This is a genomic window from Ruegeria sp. BI12 (assembly GCF_056537985.1).
The window spans coordinates 520,365-541,136 of record NZ_JBQFSL010000001.1; the positions used below are offsets into that span (position 1 = coordinate 520,365).

The 20,772-nt window shown below is 57.2% G+C and carries 16 protein-coding genes; 8 read left to right on the forward strand and 8 right to left on the reverse strand.

The window, feature by feature from the left end:
• Positions 1 to 71: 71 nt before the first annotated feature.
• The 5 genes from ACR0AK_RS02810 to ACR0AK_RS02830 are packed head-to-tail and all read right to left on the reverse strand — an operon-like array spanning position 72 to position 7,293.
• Positions 72 to 1,427 (reverse strand): CoA transferase, encoded by a 1,356-nt coding sequence (locus tag ACR0AK_RS02810; protein WP_480792297.1) that lies wholly within the window; start codon positions 1,425 to 1,427, stop codon positions 72 to 74.
• On the reverse strand, positions 1,424 to 2,578 hold the full coding sequence (locus ACR0AK_RS02815) for an ABC transporter permease (protein WP_480792298.1): 1,155 nt from the start codon (positions 2,576 to 2,578) through the stop codon (positions 1,424 to 1,426). The genes ACR0AK_RS02810 and ACR0AK_RS02815 overlap by 4 nt, the downstream gene beginning before the upstream one ends.
• Positions 2,575 to 3,603, reverse strand: coding sequence for an ABC transporter permease (locus ACR0AK_RS02820; protein WP_170561146.1), 1,029 nt, complete (start codon positions 3,601 to 3,603; stop codon positions 2,575 to 2,577). Before ACR0AK_RS02820 ends, ACR0AK_RS02815 begins: the two co-directional genes overlap by 4 nt.
• Before the next feature lie 14 nt (positions 3,604 to 3,617).
• Positions 3,618 to 5,528, reverse strand: coding sequence for an ABC transporter substrate-binding protein (locus ACR0AK_RS02825; protein WP_480792299.1), 1,911 nt, complete (start codon positions 5,526 to 5,528; stop codon positions 3,618 to 3,620).
• Positions 5,521 to 7,293, reverse strand: coding sequence for an ABC transporter ATP-binding protein (locus ACR0AK_RS02830; RefSeq protein ID WP_480792300.1), 1,773 nt, complete (start codon positions 7,291 to 7,293; stop codon positions 5,521 to 5,523). The genes ACR0AK_RS02825 and ACR0AK_RS02830 overlap by 8 nt, the downstream gene beginning before the upstream one ends.
• 233 nt (positions 7,294 to 7,526) lie before the next feature.
• Here ACR0AK_RS02830 and ACR0AK_RS02835 point away from each other — a divergent pair, with 233 nt between their 5' ends.
• From ACR0AK_RS02835 to ACR0AK_RS02865, 7 genes are all read left to right on the forward strand, one after another.
• On the forward strand, positions 7,527 to 8,024 hold the full coding sequence (locus ACR0AK_RS02835) for a class I SAM-dependent methyltransferase (RefSeq protein WP_480792301.1): 498 nt from the start codon (positions 7,527 to 7,529) through the stop codon (positions 8,022 to 8,024).
• A gap of 20 nt (positions 8,025 to 8,044) precedes the next feature.
• On the forward strand, positions 8,045 to 8,674 hold the full coding sequence (locus tag ACR0AK_RS02840) for a glutathione S-transferase family protein (protein WP_170561142.1): 630 nt from the start codon (positions 8,045 to 8,047) through the stop codon (positions 8,672 to 8,674).
• A 112-nt stretch (positions 8,675 to 8,786) separates the two neighbouring features.
• The gene (locus ACR0AK_RS02845) at positions 8,787 to 11,189 is read left to right on the forward strand and encodes a GcvT family protein (protein WP_480792302.1); all 2,403 of its coding nucleotides are present in this window, start codon (positions 8,787 to 8,789) and stop codon (positions 11,187 to 11,189) included.
• A gap of 2 nt (positions 11,190 to 11,191) precedes the next feature.
• Positions 11,192 to 12,742, forward strand: coding sequence for a trimethylamine methyltransferase family protein (locus ACR0AK_RS02850; RefSeq protein WP_480792303.1), 1,551 nt, complete (start codon positions 11,192 to 11,194; stop codon positions 12,740 to 12,742).
• The gene (locus tag ACR0AK_RS02855) at positions 12,743 to 13,417 is read left to right on the forward strand and encodes a TetR/AcrR family transcriptional regulator (protein ID WP_170561139.1); all 675 of its coding nucleotides are present in this window, start codon (positions 12,743 to 12,745) and stop codon (positions 13,415 to 13,417) included.
• Positions 13,414 to 14,718 (forward strand): NAD(P)/FAD-dependent oxidoreductase, encoded by a 1,305-nt coding sequence (locus ACR0AK_RS02860; RefSeq protein WP_480792304.1) that lies wholly within the window; start codon positions 13,414 to 13,416, stop codon positions 14,716 to 14,718. The genes ACR0AK_RS02855 and ACR0AK_RS02860 overlap by 4 nt, the downstream gene beginning before the upstream one ends.
• A gap of 55 nt (positions 14,719 to 14,773) precedes the next feature.
• A complete protein-coding gene (locus tag ACR0AK_RS02865; RefSeq protein WP_480792305.1) occupies positions 14,774 to 15,505 on the forward strand; it encodes a hypothetical protein in 732 nt (243 codons plus the stop codon).
• A gap of 12 nt (positions 15,506 to 15,517) precedes the next feature.
• On the opposite strand, the gene ACR0AK_RS02870 is transcribed toward ACR0AK_RS02865, so the two are convergent.
• On the reverse strand, positions 15,518 to 15,877 hold the full coding sequence (locus ACR0AK_RS02870; RefSeq protein ID WP_438826354.1) for a DUF3307 domain-containing protein: 360 nt from the start codon (positions 15,875 to 15,877) through the stop codon (positions 15,518 to 15,520).
• A gap of 244 nt (positions 15,878 to 16,121) precedes the next feature.
• Here ACR0AK_RS02870 and ACR0AK_RS02875 point away from each other — a divergent pair, with 244 nt between their 5' ends.
• Positions 16,122 to 19,118 carry a cyclic nucleotide-binding domain-containing protein gene (locus ACR0AK_RS02875; protein WP_480793628.1) on the forward strand — a complete coding sequence of 999 codons (2,997 nt, stop codon included), beginning with the start codon at positions 16,122 to 16,124 and terminating at the stop codon, positions 19,116 to 19,118.
• A gap of 3 nt (positions 19,119 to 19,121) precedes the next feature.
• Here ACR0AK_RS02875 and ACR0AK_RS02880 read toward each other — a convergent pair whose 3' ends face one another.
• Positions 19,122 to 19,412, reverse strand: coding sequence for an ArsR/SmtB family transcription factor (locus tag ACR0AK_RS02880; protein WP_170561135.1), 291 nt, complete (start codon positions 19,410 to 19,412; stop codon positions 19,122 to 19,124).
• Between the two features lie 109 nt (positions 19,413 to 19,521).
• Positions 19,522 to 20,754: a mandelate racemase/muconate lactonizing enzyme family protein gene (locus ACR0AK_RS02885; RefSeq protein WP_480792306.1), complete on the reverse strand. Its 1,233-nt coding sequence runs from the start codon at positions 20,752 to 20,754 to the stop codon at positions 19,522 to 19,524.
• Between the last annotated feature and the right edge of the window lie 18 nt (positions 20,755 to 20,772).

Below are 20,772 nucleotides of genomic sequence, written 5' to 3' on the forward strand. Positions count from 1 at the left end.
TTGGGTGACGCCTCTGACGAGACGTGACCCAAAGCGTTGGGCCAAGCCGCGCGTTCCGCGCGGCGGTTGGTTCAGGTGACGGGCGAAGCCCAAACCGGTGCCGAAGTACCAAGTTTCGGCGCGGGGCCATCCCAAAACATCTTGGCCATGCCAACAGTCAGAGCGGGTTTCAGACGGTGGCCGGGACCCCAGCCTGAGTTTTCGAGCGTATCGCTGTAGTCTGATGGGTTGGCACCGTTGATGACCTCTTTCGTGTCCGACTTGCCGAGTATGGCCAGCAGTTCTGCCGTACGCGCCAGAGAAAGCTGACCCAGCATGATTGAGTTACCCGAGGCCGCTTCGGCAAGGGCCGACAGCACGGCGGACGCCATCAGATAGCCGGTAGCATGATCCAGTGCCTGAACCGGCAACGGAGTTGGTTTGTCTGCGATTGCCCAGTCACGACCCGCATCCGCGATGCCAGCGCTCATCTGGACAAGGCTGTCGAACCCGCGCCGCGCAGCCCAAGGACCTTGCCAGCCATAAGCGTCGAGAGTGACTTCGACCCGGTTAGGGGCCAGTTCATCGCGCTTGGCCCTGGTCAGACCGAGCGCATCCAATGCGCCAGGGCGGTACCCATGGACAAACACGTCGGCCTCAGACAGCAACTTTTGCAGCTTGTCCAAACCAGGTGGTGATTTCAGATCAAGGTATGCGCAAGATTTGCCCAACGAGATATCGGGTATGACACCGGGCTCATCCCAGCCGGGTGGGTCGATGCGCAGAACCTCGGCACCGAAACCGGCGAGAGTTCGCGTTGAAACAGGACCAGCCAAAACGCGTGTGAGATCGAGAACACGCAGGCCCGCAAGCGGGCGTTCTGCCGTGGCCTTTGATCGGTCTCGCAAGTGGATCTGGCGGGGGCTGTGCCACCCTATAAGGGGATCGCGAGACACGGCCCGGCCCTGCGGATGCTCCAACCATTCCGCGCGGCTGCGCATGGCTGCGGAAACGCCGCCCTGCGCCACGATTTCGGATTCGAGTTGACTGGCGGACCATCTTCGCACGGCGTCAGAAACCGCGCCCCGTTCTGCCTTGACCTCAAGAACCTTGAGTGCTGCCTCCCGGTGGCGCGGCAGGTTGGTGTGCAGCCTGATCCAGCCATCCGCTGTCTGATAATCGCCTGCGACCGCATCCCATAGGCTGGGCATCTCCCAACCATTGGGTTTGAAAGAGTACTGATACCAAAGCGACGCCAAGCGATGATCCACAGACACCTCTGGCACGCTAGGCGACAGATTCAAGGCTGTCGTCAGGCGTGCCAGTTCCTGACCTACGGCGCCAAAAGTCGCCGTTGCCAGTTCTGAGACCGCATACACGCTGGACCAAGCCCCGGTTCCCGTTGTCCGGTATCCGTCAGTTGCGGGCAGGGCAGAGATCAAGGTCATTGCTGGTATGGGTCCAGACTGTCGCGCAGCCCGTCACCAAGGAAATTGAACGCCAGTACGACAACGATGATCGGCAGCATCGGGATTGCCGTCCAAGGGTAGATCTCGATCGAGGCCAGATTCTGCGCGTCGTTTAGCATCACTCCCCAGCTGACGGCCGGGGCCCTCAGCCCCAGACCCAGAAAGCTAAGCGCCGTTTCCCCAAGTATCATAGCCGGGATCGATAGCGTGGCTGAGGCGATCAGATGCGACATGAAGTTGGGCAGCAGGTGTTTGCGGATGACCCGGCCCGAGCTTGCGCCCATCATCTCGGCGGCGCGGACGTATTCCTCTTCCCGAAGGGACAGGAATTTGGCGCGTACCGAACGGGCGAGGCCGGGCCAATCGAGTATCCCCAGAATAATCGAGATGATGAAGAACACCGCAACCGGGCTCCAGTTCGAAGGCACCGCAGCCGATAGTGCAAGCCAGAGCGGTAGTTCAGGCAGCGAACGCAAGACCTCGATAACCCGGTTGATGACCCAGTCGATCTTGCCGCCAAAATACCCGGCCATCGATCCAAACAGGATGCCAAGGAAGAACGACACCGAAATGCCGATCAGACCGACCGTCAGCGACAGCTGTGCGCCGTACAGGATGCGGCTGAACACATCGCGACCCAGACGATCCGACCCCCAAAGGAATAGTGTTGCGCCCTCGGGCGCGCAGAACAAGTGGGTGTCGGATTTGATAAACCCGGCAAGCTTGTACTCAGCCCCTTCGCAGAAAAAGCGAATGGGGCGTGGATCTTCGGTGTCAGGCACGAATTTCCATTGAAAGGTCTCAAGATCAGCCTCGGCCACGATGGGATAGACATGCGGGCCGATGAAGCTGCCATCATGGAACCAGTTGATGCTTTGTGGCGGGGCATAAAGATGTTCGCCGTTCCGCTCGTTCGGACCATAAGGCGCAATGAACCCTGCGAAGGGCAGCATCAAGTAACAGAACAGCAGGAAGATGCCAGAAATCAGGCCCAGCTTGTGAGTCCTGAACTTGCGCCAGACCAGAACCCAGTTCGGCGCGTCCAGATCGGCGCGCTCCAACTGTTGCAGGGAGGCATCCGGGTCGAAAGGTGCGTCGTCGACAAAGCGACCGTCGGTGTGTTTGGTCACGCTTCACGCCCCTCGTACCGAATGCGCGGGTCCAACATGACCAGCAAGATGTCAGAGATCATGGTGCCGATCAGGGTCAGCAAAGCCACGAACATTAGAATAAACGCAGACAGGAACTGGTCCTGAGTTTTCAACGCCGTCAGCAGTGTTGGGCCGATGGTCTGCAAACCAAGCACGACCGACACCAGAACTGAGCCGGATACCATTGACGGCAGCAAGTTTCCGATATCCGCGACGAAGGGGTTGAAGGCCACGCGCAGCGGGTATTTTGTCAGCATCCGTGACGGGGCCATGCCTTTGGCGATGGCCGTCTCAACATATGGCTTGCCGAGCTCATCCAGCATGTTCGCGCGCAGGCGTTGCATCATGGCTGAAGCACCGGATGTGCCAATTACAAAGGTCGGCACGATCAGATGCACAAGAATGGATTTCAATTTTTCCCAGCTCATCGGTTGGCCTTCAAAGGACGGGTCCATCAGGCCGCCGATTGGCAGGTTGAAATAGCGATGACCGTAATAGAACAGGATCAGCGCTAGCAGGAAGTTCGGCGTGGCCAGTCCAAGATAGCCAACAAAGGCCGAGGTATAGTCGATCCAGGTCCGCGATTTTGCTGCAGCGAGGACACCCAGCGGCAGGGCAACGGCATAAACAAACAGGATAGCTGCCAGATTGACCACAACTGTCAGCCACAAAGTATCTCCAACAATTTCGGCCACGGGGCGGTCGAATTCAAAGGACCAGCCATAGTTGCCTTGCAGCAAGCCCTCAAATCCGTGCGGACCGGGCCAGAACCCCATCCAGATCAGGTATTGCTCCCATACGGGACGATCCAGAGCATATTCGGCGCGCAGGAACTCGGCCTTGGCCACCCCGGCGGACTGGCCCGATGCCTGCAATTCAGCAATCTGGTTGCTCAGATAATCGCCTGGTGGAAGGTTGATGATCACGAAGATCAGAACCGACACCACCAGCAAAGTTAGCAGCATCGTGAAAAAGCGATACACCGCATAGCGCAGCATGACCATTTAGCTGCTCCTGATTAGTCGGCGAAAAAGAATTCGTCTGGGCGGTGAATGCCGAAATGTGCGCCGGGCTCCCATGCCCACATGCCTTGCTCGGGCACGTTGCGCAGACGGTTAGACACTACGATAGGCTGCGGTGCGCCGTTCAGAATTCCGATGGCAAAAAGCTGGTCGGCGTGGATGTTCAGCATTTCTGACCAAACGACCGAACGCTCTTCATCGGTAGTGGCGGCCTCCCAATCGTGGGCCAATTCCATCAGACGCTTGGCCTCGGGCATGTCAGGGGCTTCACCAACGTCCCCGCCGGTCTGGTAAAACTGTCCCCATTTGGGCCAGGCCAAAAACACCTGATCCGTGGGAGCCAAGTACGCGGGCGAGGTGTGGGCTTGCGGGATACCGTCATCCCAGCCGAACCACACTGAGGCCATAGTATTGCCTGCAAACACGCGATTGCGCAGAATGTCCCGGTCCAGAGGGCGCATTACAAGGTCTACGCCGATCTCGCGCCACGTGTCCGTGACGATCTGAAGTGCGTTTTCAACCTCTTGCCGCTCGCCGGCGGTTTCGATGATCAACTCCATCGGGCGGCCATCGGGTAGCAGGCGAATGCCGTTTTTGTCGCGTTTGGTCAGGCCTGCTTCGTCCAGAAGGGCGTTGGCCATCTCAACGTCATACTGGGCCCAAGCCTGCGCATTTTTCTCGTCATAGAACGGAGATGCCGGCAGCACAGACATCGCACCGGGATGGGCCAGTTTGAAATAGAGCGCCTGATTGATGGTTTTGCGGTCGATGGCCAGCGAAAGCGCTCGGCGGACGCGCACATCGCGCAGAACGTCGCGCCAGATTTCATCCGAGTAGTTCAGGTTCGGATAGATCGCGATTTGCGATGCGACACCTGTCTTCCACAATAGTGTTTTGTAGTCTCCGCCTGCTTCGCCCTTTTTAAGGATAGATGCATCGCGAAACGCCAAACCGCGCCCTTGCAGGTCGGTCTCACCCGCATTGGCCTTGGCTGCGACCAAACCGGGGGCGACAATCTCCATCTCGACGATGTCGATATAGGGCAACTGAACACCGTTGGAATCGATACGGTGGTAATACGGGTTACGCACAAAGTTGTGGCGGATCTTCTTGCCCGAGCTTGCGTTCAGCCAAGGCTGCAGTGTCGGCAGTTCGTGGTTGTCGAATTTATAGAGGTTGTCCAGCTTGTTGTGCAACGCGGCCCAGCTTTTGACCCTTGCGTCTTCGACCTGAAATGCCAGCTCTTCAGCGTCTGCGAATTTCTCATGGTACTGCTTCAGGAACTCGGAAGGCCGGTAAATGAAAGGCGGGCGTGCTTGTGCCAGCGACTGTAGAAAATCAGGATTTGGGTCTTCCCACTCAAAGACAATAGTGGTCTCGTCCGGGAAGGTCACAGTTGGTGTCTTACCCTCAACAATCAGGAAATCAGGCGGGCCAGACGGGCTGAGCAGTTCGTTATTGGCGACGTCTTCCCACCAATACCGGAAGTCTTCCGAGGTGAAGGGCGACCCATCTGACCACTTGTGCCCGTCTCGCAGATTCAGGGTGAATTTTCGGTTGCTATCATTTTCATAGGATTCCAACAGATCGGGGACGATCTCGTAGTTTTCGTCAAACCCAACCAGTCGCGCATAGCCGTAGACGACCATCTGACGGATATCTTTCGAGCGGGTCACCATTGTGCGCAGGGTGCCACCAGGGGTTCCAAAGTCTCGGCCTTTGGCAGCCAGATCTACGATCAGCGGCTCGTCCGGCAGGCGCTCGGCTACGGGTGGCAGGTTCCCGGAACTGACTTCGGCCTTCCAGAATTCGCTTTCCTGAGGGGTTGGCGTGCCTGCCGTGGCGGGCAGGATCCAAACGGCAGCCAATGTGGCAGCCAGAATGAGCGGGCGAGTGGTCTTAAACATGGCATCGTACCTTATGGCCGGGCTCCATCTCTACCAGTGAAGGTATCACGGAGTCCGTAAATCGGAAGGTGTCATCCCAACTGTCTGGTGAACCTGCGCCCAAAGCAACCAGTTTAAGGTCGATGGGCCGGTTGATGTCGGGTTCTGGTTGGGCGGCAATCAGCGCCTTGGTGTAAGGATGTCGGGGGTTGTAAAACAACGTCTCGGGCGGGGCCTGTTCGACGACAAGCCCGCGGCGCATCACGGCGACTTCGTCCGCAATGCGCGCCACGACGGCAAGGTCGTGAGAGATGAACAGGTAGGACAGGTTCAACCGGTCCTGCAGGTTTTCGAGCAAGGTCAGGATTTGTTCCTGAACTGATACATCCAGTGCCGAGGTGGGCTCGTCACAGACGATCAGCTGCGGGTCCAGCATCATGGCCCGGGCAATCGACAGGCGCTGCCGCTGACCGCCAGAGAAGGCATGCGGATAGCGTTTCAGCATGTCCCCGTTAAGCCCCACACGCTGCAGCATCTCGACCGCTTTGTCCCGCTGTTCCGCTGTTGAACCGATGGAGTGAATTTCCAATGGTTCGGTCAGCGCGTCCTGAATGCGCATCCGAGGACTAAGCGAGCTGTACGGGTCCTGAAACACCATTTGTGCCTTGCGCTGAAACGCTGTGCGTTGTGCGCGGGTCATATGATGTACCGTTATTGGATCTTGATTCGATGCGGTTCGAAACAGGACCTCTCCGCCTGGATCGGGCAATTCCGCGCCAAGGGCGATCCGCGCAGCCGTCGTTTTACCCGATCCACTTTCGCCGACGATTGCCAGCGTCTTGCCGCGGGCAAGGTTCAGGTCCACACCGCGGCAGGCGTGGATCAGCTTGTCATCCTTCCACCCCTTGCTGGACCGCATTGTGTAGGTTTTGGATACCCCCTTCATCTGTAGAATGAGGTCCTCGTCCGGCATCGGCAGCCCGACCGAGTCCTCGTCGGGGATCGCAGGTGCCGCGTTGAACAGTTGTTGCGTATAGGGATGTGCCGGGGCGCTCAGGATCGGCGCGGCGGCACCAGCTTCCATCACCCGGCCCTTGTGCATGACGACAACCTGTTCTGCCATGTTGGCAACAACACCAAGGTCGTGTGTCACAAGGATCAGGGCCATGCCCGTCTCGCGCTGCAGTTCCTTGATCAGCCCAAGTACCTGAGCTTGTGTCGTTACGTCCAATGCAGTTGTCGGCTCATCCGCGATCAGCAAATCCGGTTTGGAAACCATGGCCATCGCAATCATGGCGCGCTGGCGCATGCCCCCCGACAACTCAAACGGGTAAGAATCATAAGCGCGTTGTGGATCAGGAAAGCCCACACGCTCGAACTGTGTAAGAACCTCTTTGCGAGCCTCCGCCTCGGACGCGCCTCTATGCAGCCACAAAACCTCGCTGACCTGATTGCCGATCTTGTGCAATGGGGATAGCGAACGCATTGGTTCTTGAAAAATCATCGAAATCCGATTGCCGCGAATATCGCGCATCTGGCGTTCGCTGATTTTGGTCAGCTCTTCGAAACCCTTTGAATCATTCAGGGTAATCGTACCGCTGCGAATCTGCGCGGAACGCGGTAAGATTCGTAACGCCGCCCGACACGAGATGGTTTTTCCCGACCCGGACTCACCGACAAGAGCAAGCGTCTGACCGGCCTCGACATCAAAGTTGACTCCTTTGACAACTGGGTCGCCCGCACCAAAACCGATGCTGAGGTCTCTGACGGACAACAACGCGGTCATGCGGGTTTTCCACCCGTTCGTCCGTGGTTCGACATCGGCGTTTTCAACTCCCTGTGTTTTTTGACGCAGTCTCGCGCGGTTGGACCCGTGTAGTCAAACCCGTTCTTGGGCTGAATTGTCGCGAAAATGTGAAACCTAGGCCAATTTACCTACACAAATCCTTGAGGATTTGTCATCACATGCGGTGTCGGCCCCAAATCATGAGCTGACTAATACCAAGGAGAGATTTCCCCGTGCCCGACAACCAAAGCCGCCTGGATCTGTTTATCGACCGTATGGTGTCCCAACGGGCCTGCCTAGATTTTGCCATCGCTCAGACCAAAGGTATGCCGGGACCGGTGTTCGAACTTGGGTTGGGCAACGGGCGCACCTATCATCACATGGCGCAATATATCTCTGATCGTCCTGTTTACGTGTTTGAACGCGCCGTGGCGTCGCATCCGGACTCCACTCCGCCCGAAGAAAGAGTGATTTTGGGGGACGTTCGGGAAACACTACCGGCTTCGCTGGATCAGTTCGGGGCCACTGCCAGCCTGATCCACGCGGACCTCGGCGGCCACAACCGCAAAAAGAACGACGACTTTGCCAGATTTGTCTCACCCCTGATCGAGCCCCTGTTGGCGGACGGCGGTCTGATGGTCTCAAGCGACCGCATGTATTTCGACACCCTGACTGAGGTTTCCCTTCCCGAAGGAGCCGTTGAAGGGCGTTGCTTCATTTATCGTCGCTGACCGACGAGCGGGAGAACCTGATGCTTTTTTATGATTGTTCCACGGCCCCCAACCCGCGACGCGCGCGCATGTTCATTGCTGAAAAGGGTTTGGATATCGAAACCCGAGAAATCTCGATCGGCAAAGGTGAACAGCTCAGTGACGACTTTCGCGCCGTGAACCCCAACGCAACAGTCCCTGTGCTGGTGACGGATGAGGGCAGCACGCTAACCGAGAATCTCGGGATCGCCGCCTATCTTGAGGCGCGCTTTCCTGAGCCACCTTTGATGGGCCGCACTCCGGATGAAAAGGGGCAGGTTCTGATGTGGAACAGCATCGTTGAGCAACAGGGCGGCGCGCCAGTAGCCGAGGCGTTGCGCAATACCCATCCGGCCTTTGCCGACAGGGCGATTCCGGGCCCGGTGAATCACCCGCAAATCCCAGAGCTGGCGCAGCGCGGGTCAACGCGCGTTGACCATTTCTTTTCGCTTCTGGAACAGCGGCTGAGCGAAAGCGCGTTTATCGCAGGTTCGGATTTCACTCTGGCTGACATTTCCACCTTTGTCTTCGTTGACTTTGCCCGCGTGATCAAAAAGCGGATTCCGCAAGAAAACACAGTCACTTTGGCGTGGTTTGATAAGATCGCTTCCCGTCCCAGCGCACAACTTTGAAAACTGCTGGTCTAAGGCGGTTTCTAGGTGCGGGCAGAACTGTACAGAAATGTCTAGACAGATGTGAACAGTGCCTCTAGCGTCCCTCGTGAGACATGCAGGGGAGCGCAGGATGAATTCTCAGTATCGCGTTGTGGTCATCGGGGGCGGCGTCGTGGGCGCCTCGGTTCTGTATCATCTGGCCAAGTTTGGCTGGTCAGATGTGGTCATGCTGGAACGGCGTCGGTTGGCCTCGGGGTCATCCTGGCACGCAGCGGGGGGCATTCACGCGCTAAACGCCGATCCGAACATGGCGTCGCTACAGGCCTATACAATCGATCTGCTCAGCGAGATCGAAAAGGAGTCTGGTCAGAATATCGGGTTGCACATGACCGGTGGTCTGACATTGGCCGGTACGCCGGAGCGATGGGAGTGGCTGCAGGCGAACTATCGCATTTTCCAATCCATCGGCATTGACGACTGCGAATTGCTGTCTCCGGAAGAGGCGCAAAGGCGTTGCCCTATCATGTCCACCGACGGCGTATTGGGCGCGATGTGGGCCGACCGCGAGGGCTATATCGATACAACCGGCACGGTGCAGGCTTACGCAACGGCTGCCAAAAAACGCGGTGCTGAGTATTATGAGGAAACCAAGGTCGAGGAGCTGATCCAGACCGATGATGGCTGGCAGGTCATCACCGACAAGGGCACGATCACTTGTGAACACGTGGTTAACGCCGCTGGCCTTTGGGCCAAGCAAGTAGGGCGTATGGCGGGGGTAGAGTTGCCGGTGTCTCCTCTGAAACACCACTACCTGATCACCGACACAGTCCCCGAGGTCGCTGAAGCCGAGTTCGAAATGCCGATGACCGTCGACCTCGAAGGGTTCACCTATATGCGGCAAGATCAGAAAGGCGTTCTGGTCGGAATTTATGAAGTCGATCACGAACACTGGGCCATGGACGGCGCGCCGTGGAACTATGGTGAAGAGCTGTTTCAGGAACAGCTCGACCGGATCGAGAATGAGCTGACGCTTGGCTTTGAACGCTATCCGTCGATCCAGAACGTAGGCATCAAGACATGGGTAAACGGTGCTTTCACCTTTGCGCCCGACGGAAACCCGTTGGTCGGCCCGGTTCCCGGCAAGCGTGGCTATTGGTCGGCCTGCGCGGTTATGGCAGGTTTCCTGCAGGGCGGCGGTGTCGGCAAGACGCTGGCTGAATGGATGATCCATGGCGAGCCCGAGGCGGATGCCTGGCCGATGGACGTGGCGCGCTTTGGCGATTTTGCGCAGAACAAGCGGTATATCCGTGAAACCACGGGCCAGTTTTATTCCCGCCGCTTTGTAATGACCTACCCGAACGAGCAACTGCCCGCAGGGCGGCCGCTTAAGATGGCACCAGCGCATGACGCGATGACGGATGCGGGCTGCAAATGGGGCGTTAGCTGGGATCTTGAAGTGCCGCTGTATTTTGCACCGAAAGGGTTCGAGGAAACACCGACGCTCAAACGGTCGAATGCGCACGATATCGTAGCTGACGAATGCAAAGTGATCCGCGAAGGCGTCGGCTTGATGGATATCTCGGGATTCTCCCGGTTTGAGGTCAGTGGCCCGAATGCTGAGGTTTGGTTGGACAAAGTCATGGCCTCAAAACTGCCCGCACCAGGTCGGGCGAAGCTAGCGCCGATGCTGGGTGAGAACGGGCGGCTCAAAGGGGACCTCACGGTGTTCAACTGGGGCGACGGAACCTGGTGGATCATGGGCAGCTACTACTTGCGGGCGTGGCACATGCGCTGGTTTGACGATCACATGATCGACGGCGTTAATGTACAGGATCTGGGCGAGGAATATTGCGGATTTGCGGTGGTTGGTCCCAAGTCGCAAGCCGTGGTCGAAAAGTTGGCTGAACAGGACATCTCGGGTCTGAAATTCATGGGCTGTGGAGATTTTGACATCGGGTTGGTCCGCGCGCGCGTCGCCCGTATGTCGGTGACCGGCGAGAAAGGGTATGAGATCAACTGCCGCTATGGCGACCACATCAAGTTGCGCCGTATGTTGCTGGAGGCCGGTGCCGAAGAGGGCATTCGCGAGTGCGGTTTCAACGCGATGCTGTCAACGCGGCTTGAAAAAAGCTTTGGCATCTGGTCGGCAGAGTTCACGCAGCTTTACACGCCGGGAATGACCGGCATGGATCGCTGGATCGATTGGGAGAAGAACTTTGTCGGTAAAGAGGCCGCTGTGGCTGAGCGTGATGGAAATGGTCCGGCGCAGATACAGGTGACACTGGAAGTGGACGCCGATGATGCGGATGCAAGTGGGTATGAACCCGTTTGGGCGGGCGGTGAGCGTGTCGGCTTTGTGACATCCGGCGGATACGGTCACTACACCGGCAAGTCTTTGGCAATGGCTTTGGTCAATCGCGACAAGGCCGCGCCCGGAACAGAGCTTTCGGTCCACGTGGTTGGTGTTGAAAGGCCCGCGCGGGTTGTCGCGCCTTCACCTTACGACCCGCAGGGCAAAGCGATGAGGGGCTAAGCATGATCGGACAAACATCCGAACGCGGGCGACGACGGCGCGGGCGAAGCGCTGAGGCCGCCCCCGCGCCCAGTCGGGACGTGAATTATCGCCAGTTGAAGAATCCTTTCCCGTTGATGGAGGTGTTCCCGGCTGACCAGATTGCGGACATGCACGAAACGGCATTGCGAACACTTCAGGAGTTGGGCGTCAAATGCCTGCTTCCGGAAGCCCGGCGTCTCTTTGCGAAAGCGGGCGCGCGGGTGGATGATGACACCGAGATGGTCTTCATCGGCCGCGACATTGTTGAAGCCGCCGTCGCTTCAGCACCAAAGTCGATTGCGTGCCATGCAGGCGCGCGACACAGAGACTTCACCCTTGAGCTAGGTAGTTTGGTGTTTCAACCGGGGGCAGGGGCACCGAACGCGACGGATCTTGAACGCGGCCGCCGTCCCGCCACAGGGCAGGATTATCTTGAGTTCCTGAAGCTTACACATCATTTCGATGTGTTCCAGATGATCTCTCCCCAGGTCGAGCCTCAGGACGTGCCGACGCATCTGCGCCACTATTTCACGACGAAGGCGCAGATGGAGCTGACGGACAAGTTCCCGTTTTTCTTCTCACGCGGAACGCCGCAGGTGATGGATTGTTTTGAAATGCTATCCCTCGCGCGGGGCCTGTCAGATGATGAGTTTCAGGCGGGCGCACATTGCTACACGATCATCAACACGAACAGTCCGCGCACGCTGGATATTCCAATGGCGCAGGGGCTGATTGATTTCGCCCGCAACGGCCAGATGTCGATCATCACGCCGTTTACGCTGATGGGCGCAATGGCCCCGATCACCGTGGCCGGCGCGATCACACTTTCACATGCCGAGGCGTTGGCGGCGCTGACACTGACCCAGTTGGCCAGGCCAGGAGCGCCGGTTTGCTATGGAACGTTCACCAGCAACGTAGACATGAAATCGGGCGCACCTGCATTTGGTACACCGTCACATTTTCAAGCCTCGCTTGCAGCGGGCCAATTGGCACGGCATCTGGGGCTGCCATGGCGATCGGCTGCCGGATCGGCATCGAATATCAACGATGTTCAGGCGGCCAACGAAAACCAGTTCGGGCTTTGGGGTTGCCTGATGGCCGGAGCGACGGTGATCATCCACTCGGCTGGTTGGCTCGAAGGCGGCCTGACCGTGTCCTTCGAGAAGATGATCTGTGATGCCGAGGTTCTGAACATGGTGGCCGAGCTTTGTGCCGGGGCCCAAGCAGGCACCGCCGAGATCGGGTTCGACACAGCGCTAAGCGAGGTTGAACCCAGCGGGCATTTCTTTGCGTCCAGCCAGACAATGGAGCGGTACAACACCGAGTTCTACCAACCCCATGTACATGACTATGCCAATTTCGGAACCTGGACTGAACGCGGGTCGGTTGATGCCAATCACCGTGCAACAGGTGTCTGGAAAGGCATTCTGAGCGAGTTCAAAGCGCCGCCAAGTGACAGCGACCGTATCGGAGCCTTGCAGGACTTTATCGCACGTCGCACCGCTGAAGGCGGCGCGCCGCCGGAGAGTTGAATGAACACGAAACCTATCCTGCACCGGGATGACCCCGAAGCCGAGCCGTTGGTCGGCAACATCAAGGTCACGCGTGATGACTGGCTGAACGTGGCGATGGACGTTCTGATCTCGGATGGGGTCGATCAGATCAAGGTGCTGAATCTGGCGGAACGGATGGCCGTATCGCGGTCGTCTTTCTATTGGTACTTCAAGTCCCGGCAAGAACTTCTGGATGCATTGCTTGCGCGCTGGCAGGCCACGAATACCGCCGCATTGGTCGCGCAGGCTGAGGCCCCGGCAGCGACGATAACGGCGGCGGTCTGCAATGTACATCGCTGCGTGGTGAACACCACATTGTTCGATACGGCGCTTGATTTTGCCGTCCGCGACTGGGCGCGTAAATCTGGCAAGGTGCGGCGGGCGCTGGATCAATCTGATGCGCGCAGGCTCAAGGCGCTGCATGCCATGTTTGCGCGATATGGCTATTCCGAATACGAGGCCGAAACCCGCGCGCGGGTGCTGTACTACATGCAGATCGGCTACGATCTGGCGCAGTTGAACGAACCGATGGAGATGCGGATCGCCATGGTTCCGCACTACCTATACGTTTTCACCGGAGTTGAACCGAAACCCGAAGAAGTCGAAGAATTCAGCGCTTATTCAATGCGCTATTGGAAAGGAGATCCCTCATGAGCCAACCTGACGCAATCATCATCGGAACCGGTGTGATCGGCGCAGCCATCGCCTTTGAAATGGCAAAAGCGGGCTGGAAAACCCTGTCGCTGGATCGCAACAGCCAGGTTGGCCACGGTTCAACCGCGGGGTCTTGCGCGATCATTCGGATGCACTACTCGACCTTCGACGGAACCGCCTTTGCGTGGGAAGGCTATCACTATTGGCGCGATTGGGCTGAATACCTTGGCCTGCCGGAAGACGCCAACCTGGCGCAGTTCCGCGAGACCGGCTGTCTGGTGATGAAAACAGACGCGAACGGGATGCTGGAAAAGCATATGAAAAACAGCGCGGATCTGGACTGCCCATTCGAAGAGTGGTCTGTGGACAAGGTCAGTGAGCGTCTGCCGATCTATTCCAAAGACAGTTTCGCGCCTGCACGTCGTATGGACGACCCGGAGTTTGGCCAACCCAACGGCCGCAAAATGCACGGCGGTGTGTTCTGGCCGCAGGCGGGCTATGTCACCGATCCGGCGCTGTCCGCCCAAAACCTGATGGATGCAGCCAAACAGCACGGCGCGGAAGTGCGCACGGGGGCTGAGGTGGTTGAAATCCTGACCGACGGGGGCCGGGTCTCGGGCGTTAAACTGGCGTCGGGTGAAGAGATCCATGCGAAAGTTGTCGTGAATGTCGCCGGGCCCGGCTCGGCAATCATCAACAAAATGGCCGACGTTCTGGACGATATGACGATCGAGACGCGTCCACTGCGGCAGGAAGTTGTCCACGTTCCCGCACCCGAAGGATTTGATTTCGAAAACGACGGCACGATTGTTTCTGACAGCGATATTGCGTGCTATTGCCGCCCCGAACACGGCAACCACATTCTGGTCGGTTCGGAAGACCCGGAATGCGACCCGCATCAGTGGTGCGAAGATGACGTACACTATAATCACGACTTCACTGACCAGTGGACAACGCAGGCCATGCGATATGCGCAGCGTGTGCCCAGCCTTGGCATTCCATCTAAGACACGCGGCGTTGTAGATCTGTACGACGCATCGACCGACTGGATCCCGATCTATGACAAATCCAGCCTGCCGGGTTTCTACATGGCCTGCGGGACCAGCGGGAACCAGTACAAGAATGCTCCGATCGCGGGTAAAATGATGACGGCCCTGATCGAGTACTGCGAAGGCGGCGCGGACCACGATGCGCAACCGTTGCAGTACGAACTGCCTTATATCGGGCGGTCGATTGATGTTGGTTTTTATTCTCGTAAGCGCCCCATCAACGAAGAAAGCAGTTTTTCCGTTCTGGGCTAGTCTGCATCCGAAATCGCTCTAACATCCTGGGGACTGTAAATAGGCAGGACCCAGGATGACCGAGCCGAAAAATCGAGTTTTGATACTTGGAAGTGCCCCGTCCGCTTTGGCCGCGCGTGACTGGGCGCGAGAACCCTTCACCCATGTCGTTGCCATCAACAATGCTTGGCGTATTCGGCAAGATTGGGATGTTCTTATCCACCCCGAAGATTTTCCTGCCCATAACCAGCCATCCGAAACCTGTTCTGGTCAGAGAATTGTCGAAGCCGCCGAATACGTTCCTTTGCAAAACCAATTCGGTGGATTTGTGTACGCTGGCGGCACGATGGCTTTTACGGCAGGGTATTGGGCTTTGTCAGCGCTACAGCCCGCCGTGCTGGCCTTTTTCGGCTGTGACATGATCTATCCAAGGTCCGGCCAAACTCATTTCTATGGCAAAGGTTCAGCCGATCCTTTGCGGGAGGACATCACCTTGCGCTCGCTTGAGGCGAAGTCTGCCCGGTTGGCGTTGTTCGGCGCTACGCAGAACTGCCGCGTGGTGCGGCTGTCGCAGGGCGAAAGCCGGCTGGTTTTTCCGTCTGTGACGGCTGATAGCTTAAGGTCTGCCGGGCTGCCCTCGACAAAGGGTATGCAATCGGCATTACAGCTCGAGGAAAGGCTGAGCTATTTTGTTCCATCTGGTCGCTACTGGAAGGAAGAAAACCGTTTCGACGCAGCCAAAATCGACTATTTGGATCGTATGTGGCTAGACGCGTATAGTTCGCAATCTCTGGAAAACGTCGCCTGAGTCACGAACTGATCAGGTAGCGAATTCAACCCAGGCCCATACCATGGCGATATAGGTCAGGTTGTGCAGGCACTGGTCCAGACCAGCAGCTCGCCAAAATGCGGCCTGAGTCGGCATCAGTTGCTTTTTGTCCGAATAGCTGGCCTTGGCAAAATCAATATTGAAATGAACAATCCACTCCAGTGCGGCAATGATCAAAATGAACGACCACGGCGCGCCAAACAGCGCAAAGACAATCACTGACCCGATGACATGCACACCCGCATGCTGCGCGCGGCCCACGTGAAAATACTCACCGCGCCCTGCCAACATTTTCGGAGTCTGTAGAAAAAAGTCCGCAAACATATGTTTGATCTGCAATAAGCAGAGCATCAACAGCACTGCGCCTAAACTGGCAGTCAAATGACTCCTCCCGATATCGTCCCAAAGCAGACTCTAGGCACTAATTTGTGGTTGCGCAAATGAACTTGTTCACACTCGGCAGTTAACTGATCAAATTGGAAACTATTTGCCTCTTTTGGCTGGACTAAGGTAAATTCAGAGTGTTGGATTTGCGGCACTTTCGTCAAGATCGTTTCAGTGATCCGTAGTAGGGGCAGGTTCCATAGAACGTTCAATTTTCCAGTTTATTTGGAAGTACTCGAAACGCGACCAGTTGATTCTGCTGGCCGTGACGTCCACGTTGTTTCCATTACTCTATCTGACGCTTGAACTGCCAAAACGCATCATCAACGATGCAATTGGTGCTGCCAGTCCGATTGTGGACGTTTGGGGTTATAGCCTTCCGCAGACCACATTTCTGATTGTTCTGTGTATTGGGTTCCTGATTGCAGTGCTGGCGCATGGCCTGATGAAAATGCGCATCAACACGATGAAGGGCGTGCTAAGCGAGCGTATGTTGCGCCGGTTCCGGTATGTGTTGATCAGCCGCGCGTTGCGTTTCCCTCAACCCTACTTTGAGCGGGTCAGCCAGGGGGAACTGGTTTCGATGGTCACCGCCGAAAGCGAGCCGATGGGCGGGCTAATGGGGGATGCGATCAGCCAGCCGGTACTGCAGGCGGGTCAGATGATCACGATCTTGTCCTTCTTGTTTCTGCAAAGTTTCTGGTTTGGACTGGCCGCAGTTGCACTGATCCCTCTGCAAGCCTGGCTGATCCCGAAACTGCAACGTCAGATCAACCTTCTGAACAAAAAACGCATTCAAGAGGTCCGGGTGCTGGCCGCCCAGATCGGCGAAAACGCAGCAGGCGCGTCCACTTTGCGTACCAATGGTGGATGGCGATACCGCCGAGCGTTGGTTTCAGATCAGCTGGGCCGTCTGTTCGGTATCCGGTTCGAAATTTACCAGAAAAAGTTCTTTATGAAGTTCATCAACAACTTCATCTCGCAGCTGACGCCGTTCCTGTTCTACCTTGTTGGCGGTCTTCTTGTTCTGCAGGGTTCGGTTTCTTTGGGTGCTCTGGTCGCAGCTTTGGCCGCGTATAAAGACCTCAGCTCGCCATGGAAGGAACTGTTGACCTACTACAATCAGACACAGGATATGTCGCTGCGTTGGGAAGTGGTAACGGAACGGTTTGCGCCTGCCGGAATACACAATGAGAAACTGTTCGAGGGCGAACCTGAGGCCAGCCCAAGGCTGAATGGTGACATTGCGCTGGATCATGCCTCGGTCCGCGATATGGACGGCAATCAGGTTCTGGATGATTTAAACCTGACCTTTCCCAGTGGGAAGACCATCGGCATTGCCGCCCCCAGTGAAGAAGATCGACGCGCCGTAGCTGAATTGCTAACACGGGAAATCCTGCCCAGCTCGGGCCAGGTGCGGATCGGCGACGTCAATTTGTCAGAGCTGCATCAAAGCGTTGTGGCTGCCCGCATTGGGTACGCTTCATCGCGGCCCGTCATGTTCCAGGGCACGTTGGGCGACAATGTCATGATGCCGATGCGGTTCAAGCCGCAGACAACTGAAACTAACGACCCCGGATATGATGAAACCCTGCGGGCTGGCAATAGCCCGGACCCCTTCAAGGCAAACTGGCTGGACCCGACCACTGCGGGATTGGACAGTGCTGAAGAGGTGCGCGACTGGTGGTTGAAGCTGATTGACGGGATGGGGTCGGGCGCGGCGCTGTTCCTGCGCGGGGCTGAGCAGGTGTTTGATGCGGCCGAACACCCAGAGTTGGCTGAAAAACTGGTTGAGTTGCGGCCTTTGGTTCAGGAAGCGGTGAAAAGCTCGGGCCTGGACCAGCAGGCGCTGATCTTTGATCGCGACAGCTATAACTCCGCTTTGCCTGTTGCCGAGAACCTGTTGTTCGCGACGCCCAAGGTGCCAGTCACACAAGAGCTTTTGGCCCAGCAGACGGTGTTTCTGGGTCAGCTACGTGAGTTTGGTCTGGACGAAACTCTGGTCAGCTTGACACGCGATGTGATTGAGATGTTGCGCCAGATTTTCGGGTTGGACGGTACCGATCATCCTTTGTTCCGCAAACTGGGACTTGAGGCGCAGACATATGAGGCTGCGGTCGAACTGGTCGAGAAAACCCGGAATGAAGGCGTATCGGGATTGGACGACGAACAACTGGCAAACTTGCTGGCGGTTCCGTTTGTGATTTCGGCAGAACAGATTGGCCCGGCGTTTACAGATGATCTAAAGGACCGAATTCTTGAGCTGCGGCACAGCCATTCCGAAACACTGCTGGATCGGTTGCTGGACGTGTTTGTGCCATTGGACAAAACGAAGTTCGCGCCCGGTTTGACAGTTCTGGAAAACGCTTTGTTTGGAAAGGTCAGTCAGATCGGCGGTGCCCGTTCGGATGAGGCGCGCAAAGTGATCGTGGATGTTCTGAACGAAAACGGTGCGCGCCCGCTGGTGGTCGAGCTGATCTATGACGTTCCGGTTGCGCTTGGCGGTCAAAACCTGCCTGCGGTCTTTGCTGAACCTCTTTCCTTTACACGTGCGACGATCAAAAAGCCTGATATCCTGATCCTTGAGGACGCGCTGGCCAGCTATGATATGGCCTCGAAAGTGGCCGTTTACAAAAACCTTCGCGCGTTGCTGCCGGATACCACAGTGATCTACCTGAACGACCAGTTCGAAAACCCAGGCGTATTCGACATGTATGTGGAAATCAGGCAAGGTCGGGTGGTTTCCGACGAAGGACCTACGGACGTGGAAGAAGACAGTGCCGCCTCAGCTGACCTGACGCGCAAACTGCGCGCTCTCGAACAGACGCCGCTGTTTTCGGGGTTGGACCGTCGACAGTTGCGCCTGCTGGCTTTTGGTGCGCGCTGGTTCGATGCCAAACCACAAGAGATCGTGTTTCTTAAAGACGATCAACCAACCGATGGCGCGTATGTGGTGCTGGAAGGGGAAGCCGGGCTCTACCTTCCGCAACCCGACGGAGAAGATCAGTTGATTGCCAAAGTCGGCCCTGGTGCGCTGGTCGGAGAATTGGGCTTGATCCGTAAAGAGCCTCGGGCACTAAGCATGATCGCCGAAACGGAACTGTCTTGCCTGCGGATCGGTGAAGAAGAATTCCTGGCCGTAGTCGAAAATGATGCCGCAACCGCGTTCAAGCTGATGCAGGTGATCGCGGGCTATGTTTCGAACTAGTGGCTAATCATCGTCGGGGCTGCAGAACATATCGTAGAGCACCGCGATCACCTGTGCCGCACCGTCATTATTCAACGAATAATATATGGATTTGCCGTCCCTGCGCGTTGCAACAAAGTTCTCCGCGCGCAGGCGGGCCAGCATCTGACTGACTGCTGCCTGACGGATATGCAACAAGGCCTCCAGTTCACCCACGGATTTCTCACCCTCCGCCAAATGGCACAGGATCATCAATCGGCCCTCATGGGCGAGCGTTTTCAGAAACGCAGAGGCCCGCACCGCACTTTCTTTCATTCCAGATAGCGCGGCTTCGGCTTGTCGGTTTTGGTCGTCTTTAAGTGTCACGCGTGGCCAATCCAACACCCATTGGTTGGGTCAATGTGCCCCAAGATCTATGGGATTGTCACCCCTCGGTTGCAGGGGCACCACCTTGAAAGGCGTTTCCGTTCACGTAGTCACAAGGCTCTTCCTGCATTTGCAGATGCAAGCCGTCACCATTGTAAGGGTGGGCCCGGGCAAGGTCTTCGTTCACCTCGATGCCCAGTCCCGGTGCGGTCGGAGCAGGAACAAATCCGGCGTCAACCCGCAATGAGCTATTGATGAGTTGATCGTGGAACGGAGTTTCAATGGTCTCAAGAAGCAGCAGGTTTGGGATGGATGCGGCCAAATGGATATTGGCGGCCCATTCAATCGGACCGGCGTACAGGTGCGGGGCCATCTGGGCGTTGAAGACCTCGGCGATGGCGGCCACCTTCTTCATCTCCCAAATGCCGCCGGCACGGCCCAGCGCGGGTTGCAGGATCTCCGCCGCCCCAGCCCGCAAAACGGCAGAAAATTCTGCCTTGGTCGTCATCCGCTCACCGGTTGCGACCGGGATTCGAACGTTTCGCGCGACGCGGGCCATGTCTTCGATCATGTCCGGGGGTGTCGGCTCCTCGTACCAAAGCGGTGAATAGGGCTCGAGCGCCTGACCCAGACGAATTGCGCCCGCGGTGTTGAATTGCCCGTGGGTGCCAAACAGCAAGTCGGCCTTGTCGCCCACGGCATCTCGGATCGCTTTGCAGAACGCCACAGACATCGAGATATCAGACATCGCAGGCATGTGCCCGCCCCGAACAGTATAAGGCCCGGCGGGGTCAAACTTGACGGCTGTGAACCCGCGCTGAACCATTTCTGCGGCGCATTCCCCGGCCTGTTCCGGCGAGGTCCAGAAATCGTTCAGGTTATGTTGGGGCAGGGGATAGAGATAGGTGTAGGCCCGAATCCTTTCGTTCACCAACCCACCCAGCAATGCATAGACCGGGCGATCGCGATCTTTGCCCAAGATGTCCCAGCATGCGATTTCTAACCCGGAAAACGCGCCCATAACCGTCAGGTCAGGGCGCTGCGTAAAGCCGCTGGAATAGGCGCGGCGGAACATGAGCTCGATGTTTTCGGGGTTCTCGCCTTGCATGTGCCGTTCGAACACGTCCTGAATGACATGGCGCATTGCCTCGGGACCAACTGAGGATGCATAGCATTCGCCCCAGCCAGTGATCCCGGTATCGGTCGTGACTTTGACGAGTATCCAATACCGCCCACCCCATCCAGGCGCAGGAGGGGCTGTGACGATGATATCGAGGTCTTGCAGCTTCATCAGGTGTTCTCCTGCCCT